A 17,459-nucleotide genomic window follows, 5' to 3' on the forward strand; every position below is an offset into this window, starting at 1 on the left:
ATTTCGGCGACCCTGATTTTTGTTTACGGCGTCTATTTTGTGTTTATCTTTCATCGGGACTGTTCGATATTTCGGACAAAACCGACTCTTGAAATGACGCGCATAAAAAAGTTTCTTTTTGATATTAGAAGTAGAGGTTATTTTAACCTGACCAAACGGTCAAGATAAATGACGCGATTTATATAGCTTGATTATGATGTATCAAAATCGGCGCGAAACGGGACAATAAAATGAGCACAAAACCCGCAGTAAACGGCGCACACAAGGCCGCGATCCGTCAGGAAAACGAAGAGCAGATTCTGGCCGCGGCCGAACGGGTCTTTGCCGACTTCGGGTTCAAGGGCGCAACCACTGCACGGATCGCCGAAACCGCCAATGTCCCCAAGGCCAATGTTCATTATTATTTTAGCACCAAAGAGGCGCTTTATCGCCGCATCATGGAAGATGTCTGCGACCACTGGCTCGAAGCAGCGATGACGTTTGATAACAGTGCCGACCCGGCCGTGATCCTGCGGGGCTATATCGAAGCCAAGATGGATCTGTCCCGCGCCCGGCCCTATGGCTCACGACTGTGGGCACATGAAATCATTCGTGGTGCGAAATTCTCGTCCGAATACATCTCCAGCACGGTCAAGAACTGGCTTGATAGCCGCGTTGTCGTCATCCGGGGCTGGATCGACGAGGGCAAGATGGATGATGTTGAGCCCTATACGCTCATGTACATGATCTTTGCCACTACCCAGCACTATGCCGACTTTGGACGTCAAATCGAGATTTTCAACAACAACAAGCCGCTCAGCGACGCGCAATTCGCTGAGGCCAAGGAAAATGTCGTGCGCATCATCCTAAAGGGTGTAGGCCTGTCCTGACTTTCAACCAACGCCATCTTTTTTTTTCGGCCCAAAACGCCCGTTTTTGGTCGACACAAGTTGAATAGATAACACCCCGTTCATATCTGCATAATCGGATATAACGAGGAAACGGACGGGGCGGAGAAAATGCGGCTAAAGCTGCCAAGCGCCAAATTTATTAGAATATTTTCATTCTGTGCGATATCGACCCTTTCAATCGGACTTTCATCGCCGCTGAAAGCCCAGCAATACACGGATCAAAGAACAAGTTGCGACACCATTACCATCGGTGGCCCAGCAAGCTGGCAACCTGTTTCCTATATCGCATCCGATGGTCGGCAAACCGGTCTGGGCATTGATATCCTCCGGGAATATGCAGAGCGTCACGGCATCAATGTCCGGGTCGATATCGAACTGCCCTGGGCCAGAACCCTTGATTTGTTGCTTCAGGGCAAAATCGATGTCACTGCGGGGGCCTATTTCAATGATGAACGCCAACTTCTATATCGATACAGCGATCCCTTTTTCACAGATGACATCATGGTGTTTCAGCATGTTGACCGGCGATTTGGTTATGCGGAAATCGACGACCTGAGGGGATATCGAGGCGCAAGACCGCATGGTGGCAGCCTTGGCAACAAGATCGACACCTATTCCGAGCAGCAGCTTGATATCGTTTATTCACCAATCAATGACCACATCTTCGATCTACTGCTTGCAGGTCATGTCGACTATGTTTTGCTTGCACGTTATGATGGGGTTGCAACGCTTCAAAAACTGGGCGCACAGAACACAATCATCGCAGTTGAGCCACCAGTCGATCACAATTCAGTTCGCCTGATGTTCTCACGCAATAGCCCGTGCATTGAACATGTTGAACAAATCAACCTGTTGATTAACGAACTCACCCAAAACGGCACCATAAAGGAACGCACCCAGTATCATTTGGAACAGACCTTGTTCAATCGCGAAACCGGCAGCTGAAACCCACCCTTTGGCGCATCATTTTTCCCGGTTTTTCGCCAGATAAGCACCACTTCTGGATAGTTGACTCACTGAAAGCCATAACCAACTTTAGATATCACTTATAATAACAACGCTTTCAGACGATCATGGTGTGCATCAGGCTTTCATTTCGCGCCGTCTGTTTATGGGTGCTTGTCGTGGTACTTTTGGGGGCAATCCCCCCGATGATATCACCGGCATTCGCCCAATATTCCTCGACCAAGCCGACGCAGACGACCTCACCCAAAACCATCTGCCGTACCCTTGCGGTTGGCGGCGCCGATGGCTGGGAGCCCATCACTTATATCAACGATAATGGCCAGCATACCGGGCTTGCCATCGACATCTTGCAGAATTACGCGGAACGCACCGATTTGCGGCTTGATGTCAATCTTGATATCCCCTGGCCGCGTGCAATCCAGATGTTGCGCAATGGCGAACTTGATGTGATCGCCGGGGCCTATTTCACCAATGAACGCGACCAGATCCATTTTTACAGCGTGCCATTCGCCCATGACGACATCATGGTGTTTCAGCATCGCGACAACCGGTTTGCCGTTTCTGACCTGCATGATCTGATCGGTCATCGCGGCGCCCGCCCGCAAGGCGGAAGCTATGGTGATTATATCGACAGGTTCGCTGAACAACGCCTCGACATGATGTTCTCGCCAACCGGAAACCGCATTTTTGATGTGCTGATGAATGGTCGTGTTGATTACGTGATGCTCGGCCGCTTTGACGGGTTGGCCAATATCTATCGCGACAAACTCAGAGACGACATCAAGATCGTCGAACAACCAGTCGATAGCAATGATGTGCGTTTCATGTTTTCACGCAAAAGCCCCTGCATGGTGCATGTCAAACAACTCAATCTTCTGATTGAGGAACTGAGCGAAGACGGAACGCTGGACTTCTGGACCCACAATCACCTGATCAATCTGTCCGAGGGCGAAAGCTGATCCCCCGCGCCCACCAAAACAAAAAGCAGGGCGCATGATACGCCCTGCTTTTTTTGATGTCTTGTATCTGGTCCGGAAGACTTGGCTATTGGAAACCGCGAAACCTATTCTTTCATGACCGTTTCATCGGCCTTGGCCAGAACGGCGTGTAGCAGAACCTGCCCGCCGGCATCGGACCACGGCTTGTGGATTTCCTCGATCTCGTTATGGGAAATACCATCAACACACGGGATGAAGATCATCGCAGTCGGGCAAACCTGGGCGAGATAGCAGGCATCATGACCGGCACCCGAAACGATTTCGCGTGACGAGAAGCCTCCAAGTTCCGCGCCCTTGCGCACCGCATCAACGCAGGATTTGTCGAACGGAACCGGTGCGTAATAGAAGATTTGCTCGAACTCGGTTTCAAGGCCGATGTCCTTTGCGATCTTTTCAACGCCTTCGCGCAGTGCCTTGTCCATATCGGCCAGAACCGCATCATCGGGATGGCGGAAATCAACCGTGAAGAACACCTCGCCCGGGATGACGTTGCGTGAGTTCGGATGGATCTGCATCATGCCGACCGTCGCACAGGCAAGCGGGGATCGATCCAGACCGGTCTTGTTGACCAGTTCGATCACGCGCGCGGCACCCAAAAGCGCATCCTTGCGGGTTTTCATCGGGGTCGGGCCGGCATGGGCTTCGACACCGGTGAACTTGATTTCATACCAACGCTGGCCCTGGGCATCGGTGACGATGCCGACATCCTTACCTTCGTCTTCAAGGATCGGACCCTGTTCGATATGGGCTTCGAAATAGGCCCCCATCGGATGGGCATCAATGGTGGCCTCGTCCGGCCCCATATAGCCGATCCGTTCCAGCTCCTCGCCCATGGTTTTGCCATCGACGTCAGCACGGGAATGACCGTATTCAAGATCAAAGACCTTGGCAAAGACGCCCGATGCCACCATTGCCGGGGCAAAGCGCGAGCCTTCTTCGTTCGTCCAGCAAACGACTTCAAGCGGCGCTTCGGTTTCGTATTTGGCTTCATTCAGCGTACGGATGACCTCAAGCCCGGTCAGAACGCCATAAACACCGTCATACTTACCGCCGGTCGGCTGGCTATCAAGGTGGCTGCCCATCACGACCGGGGGCAGGTCCGGATTGCGGCCTTCGCGACGGGCAAAGATGTTACCCATCTTGTCGATGCGGATCGAGCAGCCCTCGGCCTTGCACCATTCGATAAACAGATCACGGCTTTCACGGTCAAGATCGGTCAGCGCCAGACGGCAAACGCCGTCCTTTTCGGTTTTGCCGATCTTGGCCATTTCCATCAGGCTATCCCAAAGGCGATCACCATCAATTGAAAGGTTACGTGCACTGGGTTGAGCAGTCATTAGTCAGTCCTTCTGGTTTGGTGGCGCGGGTGGCGCACGAGGAACCCGTCTGGGTTACTCAGCGGCCATACGCATGGGATTAAGCGGATGTTCCGGCCAGGTCATCGGCGGCTTGTCGGTTTTGACCGGCTCCATCGTGATGCAATCCGGGACCGGGCAAATGTGATAGCAAAGGTTACAACCCACACATTCCTCGTCAACGACCTCAAACAAACGGCCGCCTTCGGGCTTGCTGGTCATGGTGATCGCCTGGTGCGAGGTATCTTCACACGCAATGTGGCAACGACCGCACTCAATGCAGTTATCCGGGTTGATCACCGCCTTGGTGTCGAAGTTCATGTTAAGCTCGTTCCAGTCGGAAACCTGCGGAACGGCCGCGCGGGTGAACTGTTCGACACTGGTGTAACCCTTGTCATCCATCCACTGGCTCATGCCATCAATCAGATCATCAACCACGCGGAAGCCATAGATCATGGCAGCGGTACAAACCTGAACCGCGTTCGAACCAAGTGCCATGAACTCGACCGCATCTTTCCAGGTTGTGATGCCACCGATACCGGAAATCTCAAGATCACGGGTTTCTGGCGTACGGGCGATTTCAGCCACCATGTTGAGCGCAATCGGCTTGACCGCCGATCCGCAATAACCGCCATGGGTGCCTTTGCCGTCAACAACCGGTTCCGGCACCATGTTGTCGATATCGACCGATACGATGGAGTTAACAGTGTTAATCAGCGATACGGCATCCGCCCCGCCCTTAAGCGCTGCTTCGGCCGACCAAAGGATGTTGGTGATGTTCGGGGTCAGTTTGGTAAAGACCGGAATATCGACCGCATCCTTCACCCAACGGGTGACCTGTTCGACCATTTCCGGCACCTGACCAATGGCCGATCCCATGCCACGTTCACACATGCCATGCGGGCAACCAAGGTTAAGCTCCAGACCATGCACACCGCTTTCGGCGATCTGCTGGGCCAGGTCTTTCCAAGCGCGTTCCTCAATCGGGGCCATCATCGACCCGATGATGACGTGATCAGGGTATTCAACGCGGCATTCGCGGATTTCCTGCAGGTTGGTGGCAAGCGGACGATCCGAGATCAGCTCGATATTGTTGATACCCAGCAGACGACGGTTCTGGTCATGGTGCGCGCCATAGCGCGAAGACACGTTAACCACGGGCGGATCAATGCCCAGCGTCTTCCAGACAACCCCGCCCCAGCCGGCTTCAAAGGCACGAACGACGTTGTATTTCTTGTCCGTCGGCGGCGCGGATGCCAGCCAGAACGGGTTTAGCGAATCAATACCGGCGATTTTGCAGCTTAGATCAGCCATTTTTCTCTCTCCCTTTGGCTAGCGGTTCAGGCGGATTTCAGGAATGCATCAATGGCGATGGCGGCCTGTTTGCCGTCTTCGACCGACTGAACTGTCAGGTCTTCGCCACTCTTGATACAGTCCCCACCGGCGAACACGCCCGGGGCGGTTGTCTGATAGGACTCATCGACCACGATCTTGCCGCCGGCGATCTCCATTCCGGCGAGGTCATCGGTTTTGATTTTCTGTCCGATGGCCTTCAAAATCTGGTCTGCACGCACGTCAAAGGTTTCGCCTGTACCGACAAGCTTGCCATTGGCATCAAGCTCGGTCTTTTCGAACTCCATGCCAAACAGTTTGCCGTTGGCCTTGATCGCAACCGGCTTGGCCCAATAGCGCACAACAACGCCGTTGGTTTTGGCCAGATCCTGTTCGAACTCGGTCGCTGACATGTTTTCCGCACCCCGGCGGTAGACAAGGGTGACTTCCTCAGCCCCAAGGCGCTTGGCCTGCACAGCGGCATCAATTGCGGTGTTACCACCGCCAATGACGATGACCTTTTCGCCAACCGGCATGTCGGATTTCGGTTCGGTCTGACGCAGTTTTTCGATGAAGGTGATGGCATCATCAACGCCCGGGAAATCTTCGCCCTTAAGGCCAAGATCATTGGTCGAACCAAGACCGACACCGACAAACACGGCATCGTATTTTGCTTTGAGGTCCGCAAGGTTGATGTCCTTGCCAAGCGCCTTGTTATATTCGATTTCGATCCCGCCAATGCCCATCAGGAATTCGACTTCGTGCTGGGCGAAATCGTTGGTCATCTTGTAGGCGGCCAGACCGTATTCATTAAGCCCGCCCGGTTTCGGCTTGGCTTCAAAGACGACAACGTCATGGCCCAGCATCGCCGCACGGTGCGCACAGGAAAGGCCCGCCGGACCAGCACCAACAACGGCGATGGTCTTGCCCGTTTTGGGCGCACGTTTGAACGGATGGGGCAGATCGCGCGCCATCAGGTGGTCAACCGCATAGCGCTGCAGGCTGCCGATCTCAACGGCGGTATCTTCGGCGACGTTACGAACGCAGGCCTCTTCACACAGCACTTCGGTCGGGCAGGCACGCGCGCAGGTGCCGCCCATGATGTTGGCCGACAAAATGGTCTTTGCCGCACCATCCGGATTGCCGGTGCTGATTTTGCGAATGAAGCTTGGAATGTCGATGGATGTCGGGCATGCGGTCACGCATGGCGCATCATAGCAATACAGGCAGCGGTTGCTTTCCGCCATGGCCTGCAGCGTGGAATAGGCCGGGTGCAGATCGGAAAAACCGTCATCTGCGTCATTGTGGCCAGCACCGCCATGGACGGCACCGGATTTTGAAACTTGCTTGGCCTGCAAGGTGGTCATTTGTTTGTCTCCCTGCCAAAAAGGCGTCCTCTCCTGACGTCATCGAGAGACAAAACAAGAATGAAAATACAATCGACCGCGGGCCAGATGTGATCGCAGCTTGCGCGCGATCAGAATACAGCTATGGCGTTACGTGGACGGGCGGGCCCGACCAACACAGGGTCTCTCATACTGACATTCTTGGCGTATCCGTTCAGCTTAAGCTGAACTGTTTCCCAGTATTTGATCTGCCGTGTGTTTATAGTTTCGGGGTTATCCCCGGTTGATGACACGTGCAGATGCCTCTCTCTGACAAAAACAGCATGTCCAATCCTGATCATTTGGTCAAGATTAAAAATCCGAATTCTTGGTTGAAGACCAAAACACCCCTGTTCGCCTTGGAAATCTGCCGTTTGGCATAAGCTGATAGGGATGGCTTTTCACAGCATCGAACATCTCGCATGCCCCTGATTTGGCAATATTTTATGCTGGCTTTAATTGGATAAACTAAAGTAACGTCATCGCATCAGATCAATTCGGAACGCCTTTGATGACCCTTAAAAACGATGCAACCGACACCCTGCCTGACCGTCAACCGTCGGTTCGTGCCGTTGCCATGCCATCCGATACCAACCCGACCGGAGATATTTTTGGCGGCTGGCTGATGTCGCAAATGGACCTCGCGGCCGGAACCGCTGCGGCACGCCGCGCCAAGGGCAGAACCGCCACCGTTTTTGTCGATAGCATGTCGTTCCTGCGCCCAGTACATGTGGGGGATGAGGTCTCTTTCTTCACCGAAATCATCCATGTCGGACGTACATCACTTCGCATCAATGTCGAAGCCTGGCGCCAAACCCGGTTTGAAGAAACATCGGACAAAGTGACCGAAGGCATCTTTACTTTCGTCGCGCTGGATGAAGATGGCCGGCCCCGGCCGCTTGATCCCGAGATCGAAAATCACGCCTGATCAAACCGGTTGGACGCACTTTTTTTAAGCGTTCTTTTGAAACATTCCCGTGCGCGCCGATGAATTCGGCGCGTTTTATTTTGTTTCGGCGGTGAATTTCACGCCCATACAACACATCACATTTCGTCAACTCAACTTTTTGGCGAATTTATTTCAGTTTTATGTATCATTTCCGGATGTCGTTTCACTTGGCGTCGGTGAAATGAATTCGGGGGAACCGTTGTGTGCTGGCGTCATTGGCTTGGGTTTCGACCCTAGTGCGGCATGGTACAGGCCGACACCTGTATTGCCAGAAGTGGGAGAATTAATCTGACATTTCAGTCTCTGATCAGGAGAAGCACATGACCGATCAGCCAATTCTTGTGGGCTATGACGGAACAGATGCCGCGCAGCGTGCCGTGGAATTCGCGGGCACTCGCGCAACAGCCGTAGGCTGCGCCATTCATCTTGTTTATGTTCTTGAATGGTCCCCTTACAGCTTCCTGTCGACACAGGAACTTGAAGAACGCCATCAACGGCGAACAGAAGAATTGTCACGGGCAGAGGAAACCCTCAAGCCCGCACTCGAGGCACTTAACAAGCTTAAAATACCGGTAACTTCGGAAGTCCGTTACGGCCATTCCGGCGAACTGATCTGCAAAATCGCCGAAGACAAGGGCGCATGCCAGATCATTGTCGGCCGGAAAGGTGGATCGGCACTGGGCGCAAGACTGCTGGGCAGTTTGCCGCTCACACTGGTTCAGGCATCGCCTGTGCCGGTCACGGTCGTGCCGTAAGGCAATCACGAAAAATCAAACCGGAGAAGCATCATGTTCTGGAAAAAGACAGCAGCGGCCAGCGCCGTTGCAATGATGTCGGCCACCCTGCCCCATATCGCAAACGCGCAGGAAGCCGGCCTTGATGAGAAAATCAATCAGGCGATCGCACCGATTTCTAACGTGATTGCCGGCACCATGTTCTATTCCGTGCCGATTGGCGGTACGGCCTTTCCTTTGATCGTTGGCTGGCTGGTTGTTGCCGCCACGATATTCACACTGTATTTCGGCTTTGTTCAATTCCGCCGTTTCGGCCATGCGATTTCGCTGGTCAAGGGCGACTATTCCCACCCCGAAGATGCCGGTGAAGTTTCCCACTTCCAGGCATTGGCCACCGCCCTTTCGGGCACGGTCGGCCTTGGCAATATTGCAGGCGTTGCTGTTGCCGTTTCCATCGGCGGACCGGGGGCGACATTCTGGATGATCCTTGCCGGCCTGCTTGGCATGGCATCGAAATTCACCGAATGTACGCTGGGCGTTAAATACCGTAACGAATATGAAGACGGCCGCGTTTCGGGCGGCCCGATGTATTACCTGTCGAAAGGCCTCGCTGAAAAAGGCAAACCCGGCCTTGGCAAGGTACTCGCCATTATCTTCTCGATCTGCTGTATCGGCGGGGCTGTTGGTGGCGGCAATATGTTCCAGGCCAATCAGGCCTTCCAGCAGATTGTCAATGTAACCGGCGGTGACGAAAGCTTCCTTGCCGGTTCCGGCTGGTTGTTTGGTCTGGTCATGGCGATTGTTGTGGGGGTCGTGATTATTGGCGGCATCAAATCGATTGCCAAGGTGACCGAAAAGATCGTGCCGTTCATGGCGGTTATCTATGTTACCGCGGGCATGATCATTATCCTGTCAAACATCTCCATGATCGGTGATGCATTCGCCCAGATCTTCGTTGGCGCCTTTACCGGTGCCGGTGTTGCTGGCGGGGTTGTTGGCGCACTGATCCAGGGTTTCAAACGTGCCGCCTTCTCAAACGAGGCCGGCATTGGCTCGGCCGCCATTGCCCATGCGGCCGTTCGGACCAAGGAGCCGGTGACAGAGGGTTATGTCGCCCTGCTCGAACCGTTCATTGATACGGTCGTGATCTGTACCATGACGGCCCTTGTGATTACCATCAGTGGCGAACTTAATTCCGGACTGACCGGGGTTGAGCTGACCTCGGCGGCATTCGCATCGGCCTTTACCTGGTTCCCGCTGATCCTGGCACTGGCAGTTGTCCTGTTTGCCTTTTCCACCATGCTGTCATGGTCCTATTACGGGCTTAAAAGCTGGACCTATCTGGTCGGTGAAGGCAAAGGCAAGGAGATCATCTTCAAGCTGTTCTTCTGCCTGTGCGTGATTGTTGGTGCATCCATGAGCCTGGGTCCCGTGATTGATTTCTCGGACTCCATGATCTTTGCCATGGCGATCCCCAACATCATCGGCCTTTACTTGCTGATGCCCGTCGTTCGCGGCGAGATCAACCAATACTGGGCCAAGATCGAAAGCGGCGAGATCAAGAAGGTCAAATAAGCCAGCATTTTGAAACGATTCCAAACACCCCTGCCCTCTAGCGGGGGTGTTTTGGTTTGCGCCCTGCAAGTCCGACATGGCTGCTGATCAAGCCTTCCGCTTTGCAAACCCCGGCAAATATGCGATTTTAATCGGCACAGGCAGCAGGCTGTGATAGAAGCCGCGCCAGAGAGATTTCCCGTATGACCTATAAGAAGACCCGCAAGTGATGAGTGATCAATCGCGCCGTTCCGAATTGCTGATGCCCGCAGGCTCGCTCGAAAAGCTGAAAGTTGCCGTGCTTTATGGCGCGGATGCCGTTTACATGGGCACGCCGGACCTGTCGCTGCGCGTCAAAAGCCAAATGTCACTGCAAGACGTGGTCGACGGCATCGAATTTGCCCACAGCCATGGTGTGCGTGTTTATCTGACGCTGAACCTGTTTTCGCATAACAAGGATATCGACAAGCTGCCGGAGTATGTCGATACCGTGCGCAAATGTAAGCCCGATGGCCTGATTGTCGCCGATCCGGGTGTGTTCATGTTTGTTCGCGAACATGCGCCGGAACTTGATCTTCATGTCTCGACCCAGGCCAATGTCTGTTCCTGGCAGTCTGTGAAATTCTGGCAGAGCATCGGGGCCAAGCTTGTTGTGCTCGGCCGTGAAGTTTCCTACGAGGAACTCACCGAAATCCGCGCAAAATGCCCCGACATCAAGATCGAGGCCTTCGTGCATGGTTCCATGTGCATGACCTATTCCGGTCGTTGCCTGCTGTCGAACTTCATGGCCGAACGTGGCGCGAACCAAGGCGCATGTGCGAACTCGTGCCGCTGGAAATACAAAGTCCACATGAAGCTCAAGGACGGCACGGTCAAGGAACTCAAACTGACCGAGGAAAACCTCGAAATGTTTGACTTCTTCCTTGAAGAAGACATGCGTCCGGGCGAACTGATGGAAATTCAGGAGGACGAGCGCGGCTCCTACATCCTGAACTCCCGCGATCTGTGCATCATGCCGAAACTTGAGGATTACCTCAAAATCGGTGTCGACAGCCTCAAGGTCGAAGGCCGTGGCAAAAGCCCCTATTACGCCGGTCTCGTCGCCCGTGCGTACCGCATGGCGATTGATGACTGGTACAAGGATCCGGAAAACTGGTCGGCCGAAGAATATATGAAGGAACTCTCGACCATTCCGAACCGGGGCTACACGCTGGCCTTCCATGACGGGCGCCTGACCAACTACGCGCACGGCTATGACAGCAACACCAACGTCTCCGACTGGGAATTTGCCGGTCAGATCGTCGAGGTCGAAGACGACGCCTTCATCATGACGGTCAAAAACCGCATGTTGCCGGGCGATGTGATCGAAATCGTGCCGCCGCGTTCGCGTCAGACCATCTTCATCCGCATGTATGAATTCATCGATGCCAAAACCGGCAAGGTCGGTGAAGCCGTGCACGCCAACACCCATCCGCTGATCCGTCTGCCGTTTTCCCTGTTTGAACAGGAAGACCCGGAATTCCTTAAGCGTGAAATCGTCCCGATGACGATCGTGCGCAAGGAAAAGGCGCTTTCGGAAGATGAATGGCAACGCCTGAAACTTGATCAGGAAGGCCACAAGTTCGAAATGGGCAAAGGCAACGAAGAACGCTATGACGCCAAGCGTGATGCGCTTCAGACCGCCCTTGATGACCGCCAGAAGGAACGCTCCTTCCGCACTCCGCGTGTTGGCACCAAGGGTTGCTGTGGCCGGGGTTGCAATGGCTGTCTGATCTTCTGGCACGATGAAAGCTACGCCAAGGCGCGCGAAATCCTTGCCAAGCGCAAACAGGGCGAGATGCTTGAAAAAGACGGCAAGACGATTGCTGCTGAATAAGCAGAACTAAGGTAGACTTGACCTTCAAGACCCAGTGTTACATCTTAAGGGTGAAGGGAGATTGAAATATGCTCAATTTCATCAGAAAGCTGTTTCTTGACAGTGACCAGCTTGAGTTGATTAATAAGCTTAAAGAAACTCCTGATCGCGTGCGCATAGTCGGTCGCGGAACTGTGGTTGCAAACCAGGATATGCTGGTTCAAAGCCCACAGTACAAGCAGGCGGTTGAGAACGCAGCCAAACTTGTTGCAAGCAGGTAACTCCTATTGGGCCTGCTCTTAACAATCCCCATTCTTGTTGCAGGATTTTGGTTCTGCCACCTACACGCGCCATTGCGCTACAAAATGCACCGAGCAGAAAACCAGTATTTGTATCTGCATTCCGCTCAATATGGTCTCGTGCTATTCTTCTTCTCGTCATTGCTTTTGTTCGCAATCAAAAACCTGACTTTTGTTAGCGAACAAATGAACTCGTGGTCTGTTGGCCACGAGTTACTGCATTTAGCAGTTCCAGGGAAAACCTACCTTGAGTACAACACAGCCTTATTCATCTTGCTATGCCCTTTTGTACTCGCCTACGTTTTTCCAAAAGCTTTGAATTGGCTTTCAGGATACCCAGAAGGATACAAAACTTCTGTGATCGAGAAGATTTTAAAAGACAGCCCCCTCGACAGCTTCCTGTTTGACGCACTTATCAAAGAAACTCAAATTATGCTCTCCATGAGTGATAGGAAAGTTTACGTCGGTTTCGTGTTGAATATGGGCGAACCGAACGAGCACAAAGGAATGGATCAAGAAATCCTCCTACAGCCTGTTCTCAGCGGTTACAGAAGCAGTGAAAACTTAAAAGTAACGTTTACAACAAACTACAATCTGGCCAGCTCAAACGATGAGTCCAAGAAACTTGGAATCGTCTTAAAGCAAGACAACATTGTTAGTGCGACGAAGTTCGACAATGCCTTATTTAAAGACATTGCCGACACTCCGACGGATCAAACTAAACCTTAGTTAATTTGCCTCAAGCCAGCTCGAACTTGATCGGCTGTGCGCCTTCCCACAGGGTCATTTTGCCGAGCTTCTCGACATCTTCGAGATTGCTGGTGATGGTGATGAAATGGTTGCCGGCAAGTTGGCCAACCTTGGAGGCGAAATGCACCCCGCCATATGCCAGCAGGATTTCGGTTTCGCTGATACCACCGGGATAAAGGATGATCTGGCCCGGTGCCGGGAAGCTGGTGTGGTTTTCATAACCGACACCAAACTGATAATCGCCCAGCGGCATCCACACACCCTCGCCGCTCCAGCGGACATGCACGGCCTTGCTTTCAAACGGCATGCGATCAAGGAATGCCTTGCAGGTATGCGGTGCCTTTTCGATTTCGAGCACGCCATCAAAGGTGAACGGACCGGCGGTGATTTTGATATTGGACATAAGAATTTCCTGATTGGATGGCGCAAAAATACGGCGCGCCTTACGACGCGGCGACTTTGCGCCGGAATAAATGCATGCCCCAAGGGCTACACCGACCATTCAAAACCGTCAATCGCCTTCAAAATCAGCCTCAACTTATGCGCAAATTGCAATGCCCCATACCAAAACCTGCCAACTGAACTTATTGCAAATCCTGAACGCGGCCATTTGAGCCATTTTTTTGCGTTGCGGCATGACTTCTTCGACGATCCTGCGATTGTTTCAGGACAAACGCGCGAAAATTTCACTTGCGCGCAGATTGGAACGGGCGTAAATCCCGCCTTGCCCAAAGTCGCACGTGCCTGTGGTGGTCCTGCTTACTGGAACCCGTAGGACTTACTTAAAGCAACGACGGTGTAGGGCTTTTTTGGTCTCAGGTGGCGTCCAAATCCACCGACACTAAAGAGGCACACCATCATTGCCCACGTGCGGAACGGGAACTCCCCATTCCATAGCGAGGCAGACTTAACTTCGCAGTTCCGGTTGGCCCCGGAGCTAAACAGCAGGCAAGTAGTCCGCGTTATCGCGCCTCCACCGCGCGCACGCATCAGGTACATGCACGCTGCCATATCGTGGAATGGGAGAACGCCCCAATGGCAACTCAGCGTATTATTGATTTTCTCGCACAGAACCGTCCGGAAGGCCCGTGCCTTGTCGTTGATCTCGATGTTGTTCAGCGCAACTTTGAGACCTTCACCCGTGCGCTTCCGAGCTCGCGCATCTTCTATGCCGTCAAAGCAAACCCGGCACCGGAAGTTCTGAGCCTGCTTGCCGACCTTGGCAGCAACTTTGACACCGCATCCGTCCCGGAAATCGAAATGGCGATGGCTGCTGGTGCAAGCCCTGACCGCATTTCCTTTGGCAACACCATCAAAAAAGAACGCGACATTGCGCGCGCTTTTGAACTCGGTGTACGTCTTTATGCGGTTGATTGCGTCGAAGAAGTTGAAAAAATCGCCCGTGTCGCACCGGGTGCGCAGGTTTTCTGCCGCATCCTGACCGATGGCAAAGGTGCAGAATGGCCGCTGTCGCGCAAATTCGGTTGCGCGCCTTCCATGGCACTCGAAGTTCTTGAGCATGCTCATCACATGGGTCTGGATGCCTATGGCGTGTCCTTCCACGTTGGTTCGCAGCAGTGCAACCTTGATGCATGGGACACCGCCCTTGCCGAGGCATCCTCGATCTTCCGTACCCTTGCGGACAAAGGCATTGTTCTTCGTATGGTCAACATGGGCGGGGGCTTCCCGACCCGTTACCTGCGCGACATTCCGGCGACCGAAGCATATGGCGCGGCGATTGTTGATGCGCTTCACAACCACTTTGGCAACCACATGCCCGAAACCATTATCGAACCGGGCCGTGGCATGGTTGGTGATGCCGGTGTGATCAAAGCCGAGGTTGTTCTGATTTCGCGCAAACATGCCGACGATCCGGTGCGCTGGGTTTACCTCGATATCGGTAAATTCGGCGGCCTTGCCGAAACCATGGACGAAGCGATCCGTTACCCGATCACCACCATCTATGACGGCGGCGATGTTGCACCTTGTGTTCTGGCCGGTCCGACCTGTGACTCTGCCGACGTGCTCTATGAAAAGACCCCGTATGACCTGCCGGTCTCTTTGACCATCGGTGACGAGGTTCTGATCGAAGCAACCGGTGCTTATACCACCACTTATGCATCCGTGGCGTTCAACGGCTTCTCGCCGCTTGCCGCCTATGTCATCTGACCCCATTCGGGAAAGATAGGCCAATGATCACGATTGATCGCGAAGGCGCTTATTCGCACATCGAACGCGAAAAGCTGCTTGATCGCGTAATGGGTCAGGCGCGGTTTCAGAAATCGTCTGAAATCCTGCGCCGCAACCGCCTTCCGGCGGACGGTCTGGCGTTTGTCGCCCACGACGGCAAACAGATGATCGGCACCGTCCGGTTGTGGAATGTCAATGCAGGCAATGCAGGTGATGCGTTGCTGCTCGGCCCGCTTGCCGTCGACAAGATCTATAGCGGGTCCGGCGTGGGTGCCGGTCTGGTTTATGCAGCGCTCAATGCTGCGCAAGCCAGCGGTCACCGTTCGGTTCTTCTGGTGGGGGATCCGGATTACTATGCGCGCTTTGGCTTCCATGCTGCGCCTGCAAGCGGGCTTTTGATGCCCGGCCATTTTGATCGTCACCGGTTCCAGGCGATCCAACTTGGCAATGACGATGTGCTTAGTGGTTCAACCGGTATGCTGAGTGCCACCGGGGCCATGATCCACTAGGACCTCGACGCTTAAAGACAAAAAAATCCCGGCCCGGGTTTCCCCGGCCGGGATTTTTGTTTCTGCATGCCATCCTGATCAGATCAGCAGGTCTTTTCCGACAGCCAGCCGATAAAGACACCATTCTGCTCAAGCCGTTCATGGTCAAAGCATTCCCCACCGGGATAGGCACCACTGGCCGGGGTGAAGCGCACGACATCTTCGCCGGGCAGGATATTGGTGGTGGCCTCAACCATTTCGGTATGGGCGGTACCCAGACCATCGGACGGCACCAGGCAATCATAACGCCCGCCATTGCCATTGATCGTGCGCACACCAACCATGCCATGGTTCATCGGCCAGGCTTTCAGAACCGAAACCAGATCGCCGGGGTTCTTGGCAAGGCAGGCGGTGATGGCGGGCATCATGTCATCGAAATAACGCGTCCAGATGCCATCGCCCTCGGCTTTAAGGTCGGCCACCGACACCACAGGGAAATCGCCGGGTGCAAGTGCAAGCCGGGCGGTTTCCGCCGAAAGCGGTGATACCGCGCAATGGAAATCACCCGACGGGGTAGTCCAGATCGCGTCAGCGCCCTTGCCGCGCAGTTCATAGATATCGTTGCCATAACCATATCCCGACCCGGTCCGCATGATCGGCAGGATCAGCGGTTCACGGCCCGGGAATTCGACAACTGCGCGTTCACGATCGCGATCAAAGGTCACGGCAAAGCGGCTTTGATCATCACAAACAAACAGTTCCGGGCCGGTGATCGGATCCGGGCTGCTGTTCATCTGGCTTAGCATCGCATCAATGCGGCTGAGTGCGACCTTGCTTTGCGACAGCGCGCCGCTGATTTCATGTTCGTCAGGCTGGCTTGCGATATCGTTCACCGTCTTGGTGCCCGATGAATAACGCCCCTGCGCGAAATCAAGTTTCAGCGTGTAATGCAGTGGCGCATCGCTTTCCGCTCCGCCGTAATTGACGCGCTTGGCGTCCTCGGCAAAGCGCAGAAGCTGGCCATTGCGGTAATAGAATTTAACGTCGCTTGATCCGTAATCGCCAAGGTCGCGATGCTCATCCACCAGAACCGGTTCCCCGTCCGGCGTGACATAGGCCTTGTAGGTCACAGTATGATCAGATGCCGAATACTGGCCGGGAATGACGCGCAGGTCGGTCAAGCGGGCCTCGATCGCGGCGATGTCATCGACGATATCGGAACCATCACCGTTGCGCGCACCGTCGCTTTGCATGCGCGGGATCTGGATGACCGTGATATCGACATCACTTGGCGCACCGCGGGTCAGGACCGGGTAGCTTTGATCATTGCGAAACAGAAGGTCGTCATTGCCATTTACGATCTTGGCTTCAAGCACGTAGCTATGGCGCGGATCGATATCATCAAGATCATAAGGCAGGATGAAGACCATCGGCGGATTGGCGACCGGTTGGCGCAGTGCAGCAACCTCAACCGATGGCGCATCTGCCTTTGATACATCCAGCAGGCGGACAACAAGGAAGGTATTGTCTGGCGAAAGCGCGATCCGTTCGCGATAGCTGACCGACCCGGTAACGCTGTTACCAGGCGATTGCAGGGCCGCACAGCCCGAAAGTATCCCGACCATGCCAAGAACAATAAACGTCCTTGCCCACATGATTGCGGCGGAAGCAGGTTTCATTTTAACCCCGGTTTGCTCGTATTTTTTGGTGGCGC

General features: G+C 54.0%; 17 protein-coding genes. 12 read left to right on the forward strand and 5 right to left on the reverse strand.

Annotation, left to right across the window (positions count from 1 at the left end):
- The first annotated feature begins 230 nt into the window (after positions 1-230).
- The 3 genes from UF64_RS14465 to UF64_RS14475 all read left to right on the forward strand — a co-directional run bounded on the left by UF64_RS14465 (position 231) and on the right by UF64_RS14475 (position 2,815).
- Complete coding sequence (locus UF64_RS14465) at positions 231-869, forward strand: TetR/AcrR family transcriptional regulator (protein ID WP_044829331.1); 639 nt, start codon at positions 231-233, stop codon at positions 867-869.
- A gap of 129 nt (positions 870-998) precedes the next feature.
- Positions 999-1,835: an ABC transporter substrate-binding protein gene (locus UF64_RS14470; protein WP_044829332.1), complete on the forward strand. Its 837-nt coding sequence runs from the start codon at positions 999-1,001 to the stop codon at positions 1,833-1,835.
- Between the two features lie 206 nt (positions 1,836-2,041).
- Positions 2,042-2,815: an ABC transporter substrate-binding protein gene (locus UF64_RS14475; protein ID WP_044829333.1), complete on the forward strand. Its 774-nt coding sequence runs from the start codon at positions 2,042-2,044 to the stop codon at positions 2,813-2,815.
- A 104-nt stretch (positions 2,816-2,919) separates the two neighbouring features.
- Here the strand turns inward: UF64_RS14475 and UF64_RS14480 are convergent, their stop codons facing one another.
- Genes UF64_RS14480 through UF64_RS14490 form a run of 3 tightly spaced genes read right to left on the reverse strand, consistent with a single transcriptional unit; the run spans position 2,920 to position 6,908 of the window.
- Complete coding sequence (locus tag UF64_RS14480) at positions 2,920-4,191, reverse strand: Zn-dependent hydrolase (RefSeq protein ID WP_044829334.1); 1,272 nt, start codon at positions 4,189-4,191, stop codon at positions 2,920-2,922.
- Between the two features lie 54 nt (positions 4,192-4,245).
- Entirely contained in the window at positions 4,246-5,523 is a 1,278-nt protein-coding gene (preA, locus tag UF64_RS14485) for an NAD-dependent dihydropyrimidine dehydrogenase subunit PreA (protein ID WP_044829335.1), read from the reverse strand.
- Between the two features lie 26 nt (positions 5,524-5,549).
- A complete protein-coding gene (locus UF64_RS14490) occupies positions 5,550-6,908 on the reverse strand; it encodes an NAD(P)-dependent oxidoreductase (RefSeq protein WP_044829336.1) in 1,359 nt (452 codons plus the stop codon).
- A gap of 529 nt (positions 6,909-7,437) precedes the next feature.
- Here UF64_RS14490 and UF64_RS14500 point away from each other — a divergent pair.
- The 7 genes from UF64_RS14500 to UF64_RS19760 all read left to right on the forward strand — a co-directional run bounded on the left by UF64_RS14500 (position 7,438) and on the right by UF64_RS19760 (position 13,046).
- Entirely contained in the window at positions 7,438-7,854 is a 417-nt protein-coding gene (locus UF64_RS14500; RefSeq protein ID WP_044829338.1) for an acyl-CoA thioesterase, read from the forward strand.
- 49 nt (positions 7,855-7,903) lie between these two features.
- Positions 7,904-8,167 carry a hypothetical protein gene (locus UF64_RS20180; protein ID WP_152630699.1) on the forward strand — a complete coding sequence of 88 codons (264 nt, stop codon included), beginning with the start codon at positions 7,904-7,906 and terminating at the stop codon, positions 8,165-8,167.
- 28 nt (positions 8,168-8,195) lie between these two features.
- Entirely contained in the window at positions 8,196-8,630 is a 435-nt protein-coding gene (locus tag UF64_RS14505; protein ID WP_044829339.1) for a universal stress protein, read from the forward strand.
- A 33-nt stretch (positions 8,631-8,663) separates the two neighbouring features.
- Positions 8,664-10,184, forward strand: coding sequence for a sodium:alanine symporter family protein (locus UF64_RS14510; protein ID WP_200892685.1), 1,521 nt, complete (start codon positions 8,664-8,666; stop codon positions 10,182-10,184).
- Positions 10,185-10,392: 208 nt separating this feature from the next.
- Positions 10,393-12,039, forward strand: a complete 1,647-nt coding sequence (locus UF64_RS14515) for a U32 family peptidase (RefSeq protein WP_044829340.1) — start codon at positions 10,393-10,395, stop codon at positions 12,037-12,039.
- 68 nt (positions 12,040-12,107) lie between these two features.
- Complete coding sequence (locus UF64_RS14520; protein ID WP_044829341.1) at positions 12,108-12,299, forward strand: hypothetical protein; 192 nt, start codon at positions 12,108-12,110, stop codon at positions 12,297-12,299.
- A 6-nt stretch (positions 12,300-12,305) separates the two neighbouring features.
- Positions 12,306-13,046 (forward strand): hypothetical protein, encoded by a 741-nt coding sequence (locus UF64_RS19760; protein WP_152630700.1) that lies wholly within the window; start codon positions 12,306-12,308, stop codon positions 13,044-13,046.
- Positions 13,047-13,056: 10 nt separating this feature from the next.
- Here UF64_RS19760 and UF64_RS14530 read toward each other — a convergent pair whose 3' ends face one another.
- A complete protein-coding gene (locus UF64_RS14530) occupies positions 13,057-13,470 on the reverse strand; it encodes a DUF3830 family protein (RefSeq protein WP_044829557.1) in 414 nt (137 codons plus the stop codon).
- Between the two features lie 632 nt (positions 13,471-14,102).
- On the opposite strand from UF64_RS14530, the gene UF64_RS14540 reads away from it, so the two are divergent.
- Both UF64_RS14540 and UF64_RS14545 read left to right on the forward strand, forming a co-directional pair.
- The gene (locus tag UF64_RS14540) at positions 14,103-15,236 is read left to right on the forward strand and encodes a type III PLP-dependent enzyme (protein ID WP_044829343.1); all 1,134 of its coding nucleotides are present in this window, start codon (positions 14,103-14,105) and stop codon (positions 15,234-15,236) included.
- A 23-nt stretch (positions 15,237-15,259) separates the two neighbouring features.
- Positions 15,260-15,766 (forward strand): GNAT family N-acetyltransferase, encoded by a 507-nt coding sequence (locus UF64_RS14545; protein WP_044829344.1) that lies wholly within the window; start codon positions 15,260-15,262, stop codon positions 15,764-15,766.
- A gap of 83 nt (positions 15,767-15,849) precedes the next feature.
- Here UF64_RS14545 and UF64_RS14550 read toward each other — a convergent pair whose 3' ends face one another.
- Positions 15,850-17,424, reverse strand: a complete 1,575-nt coding sequence (locus tag UF64_RS14550) for a YbaY family lipoprotein (protein ID WP_052657668.1) — start codon at positions 17,422-17,424, stop codon at positions 15,850-15,852.
- Positions 17,425-17,459 lie beyond the last annotated feature (35 nt).

The organism is Thalassospira sp. HJ, assembly GCF_000948415.1.
Lineage (GTDB): Bacteria > Pseudomonadota > Alphaproteobacteria > Rhodospirillales > Thalassospiraceae > Thalassospira.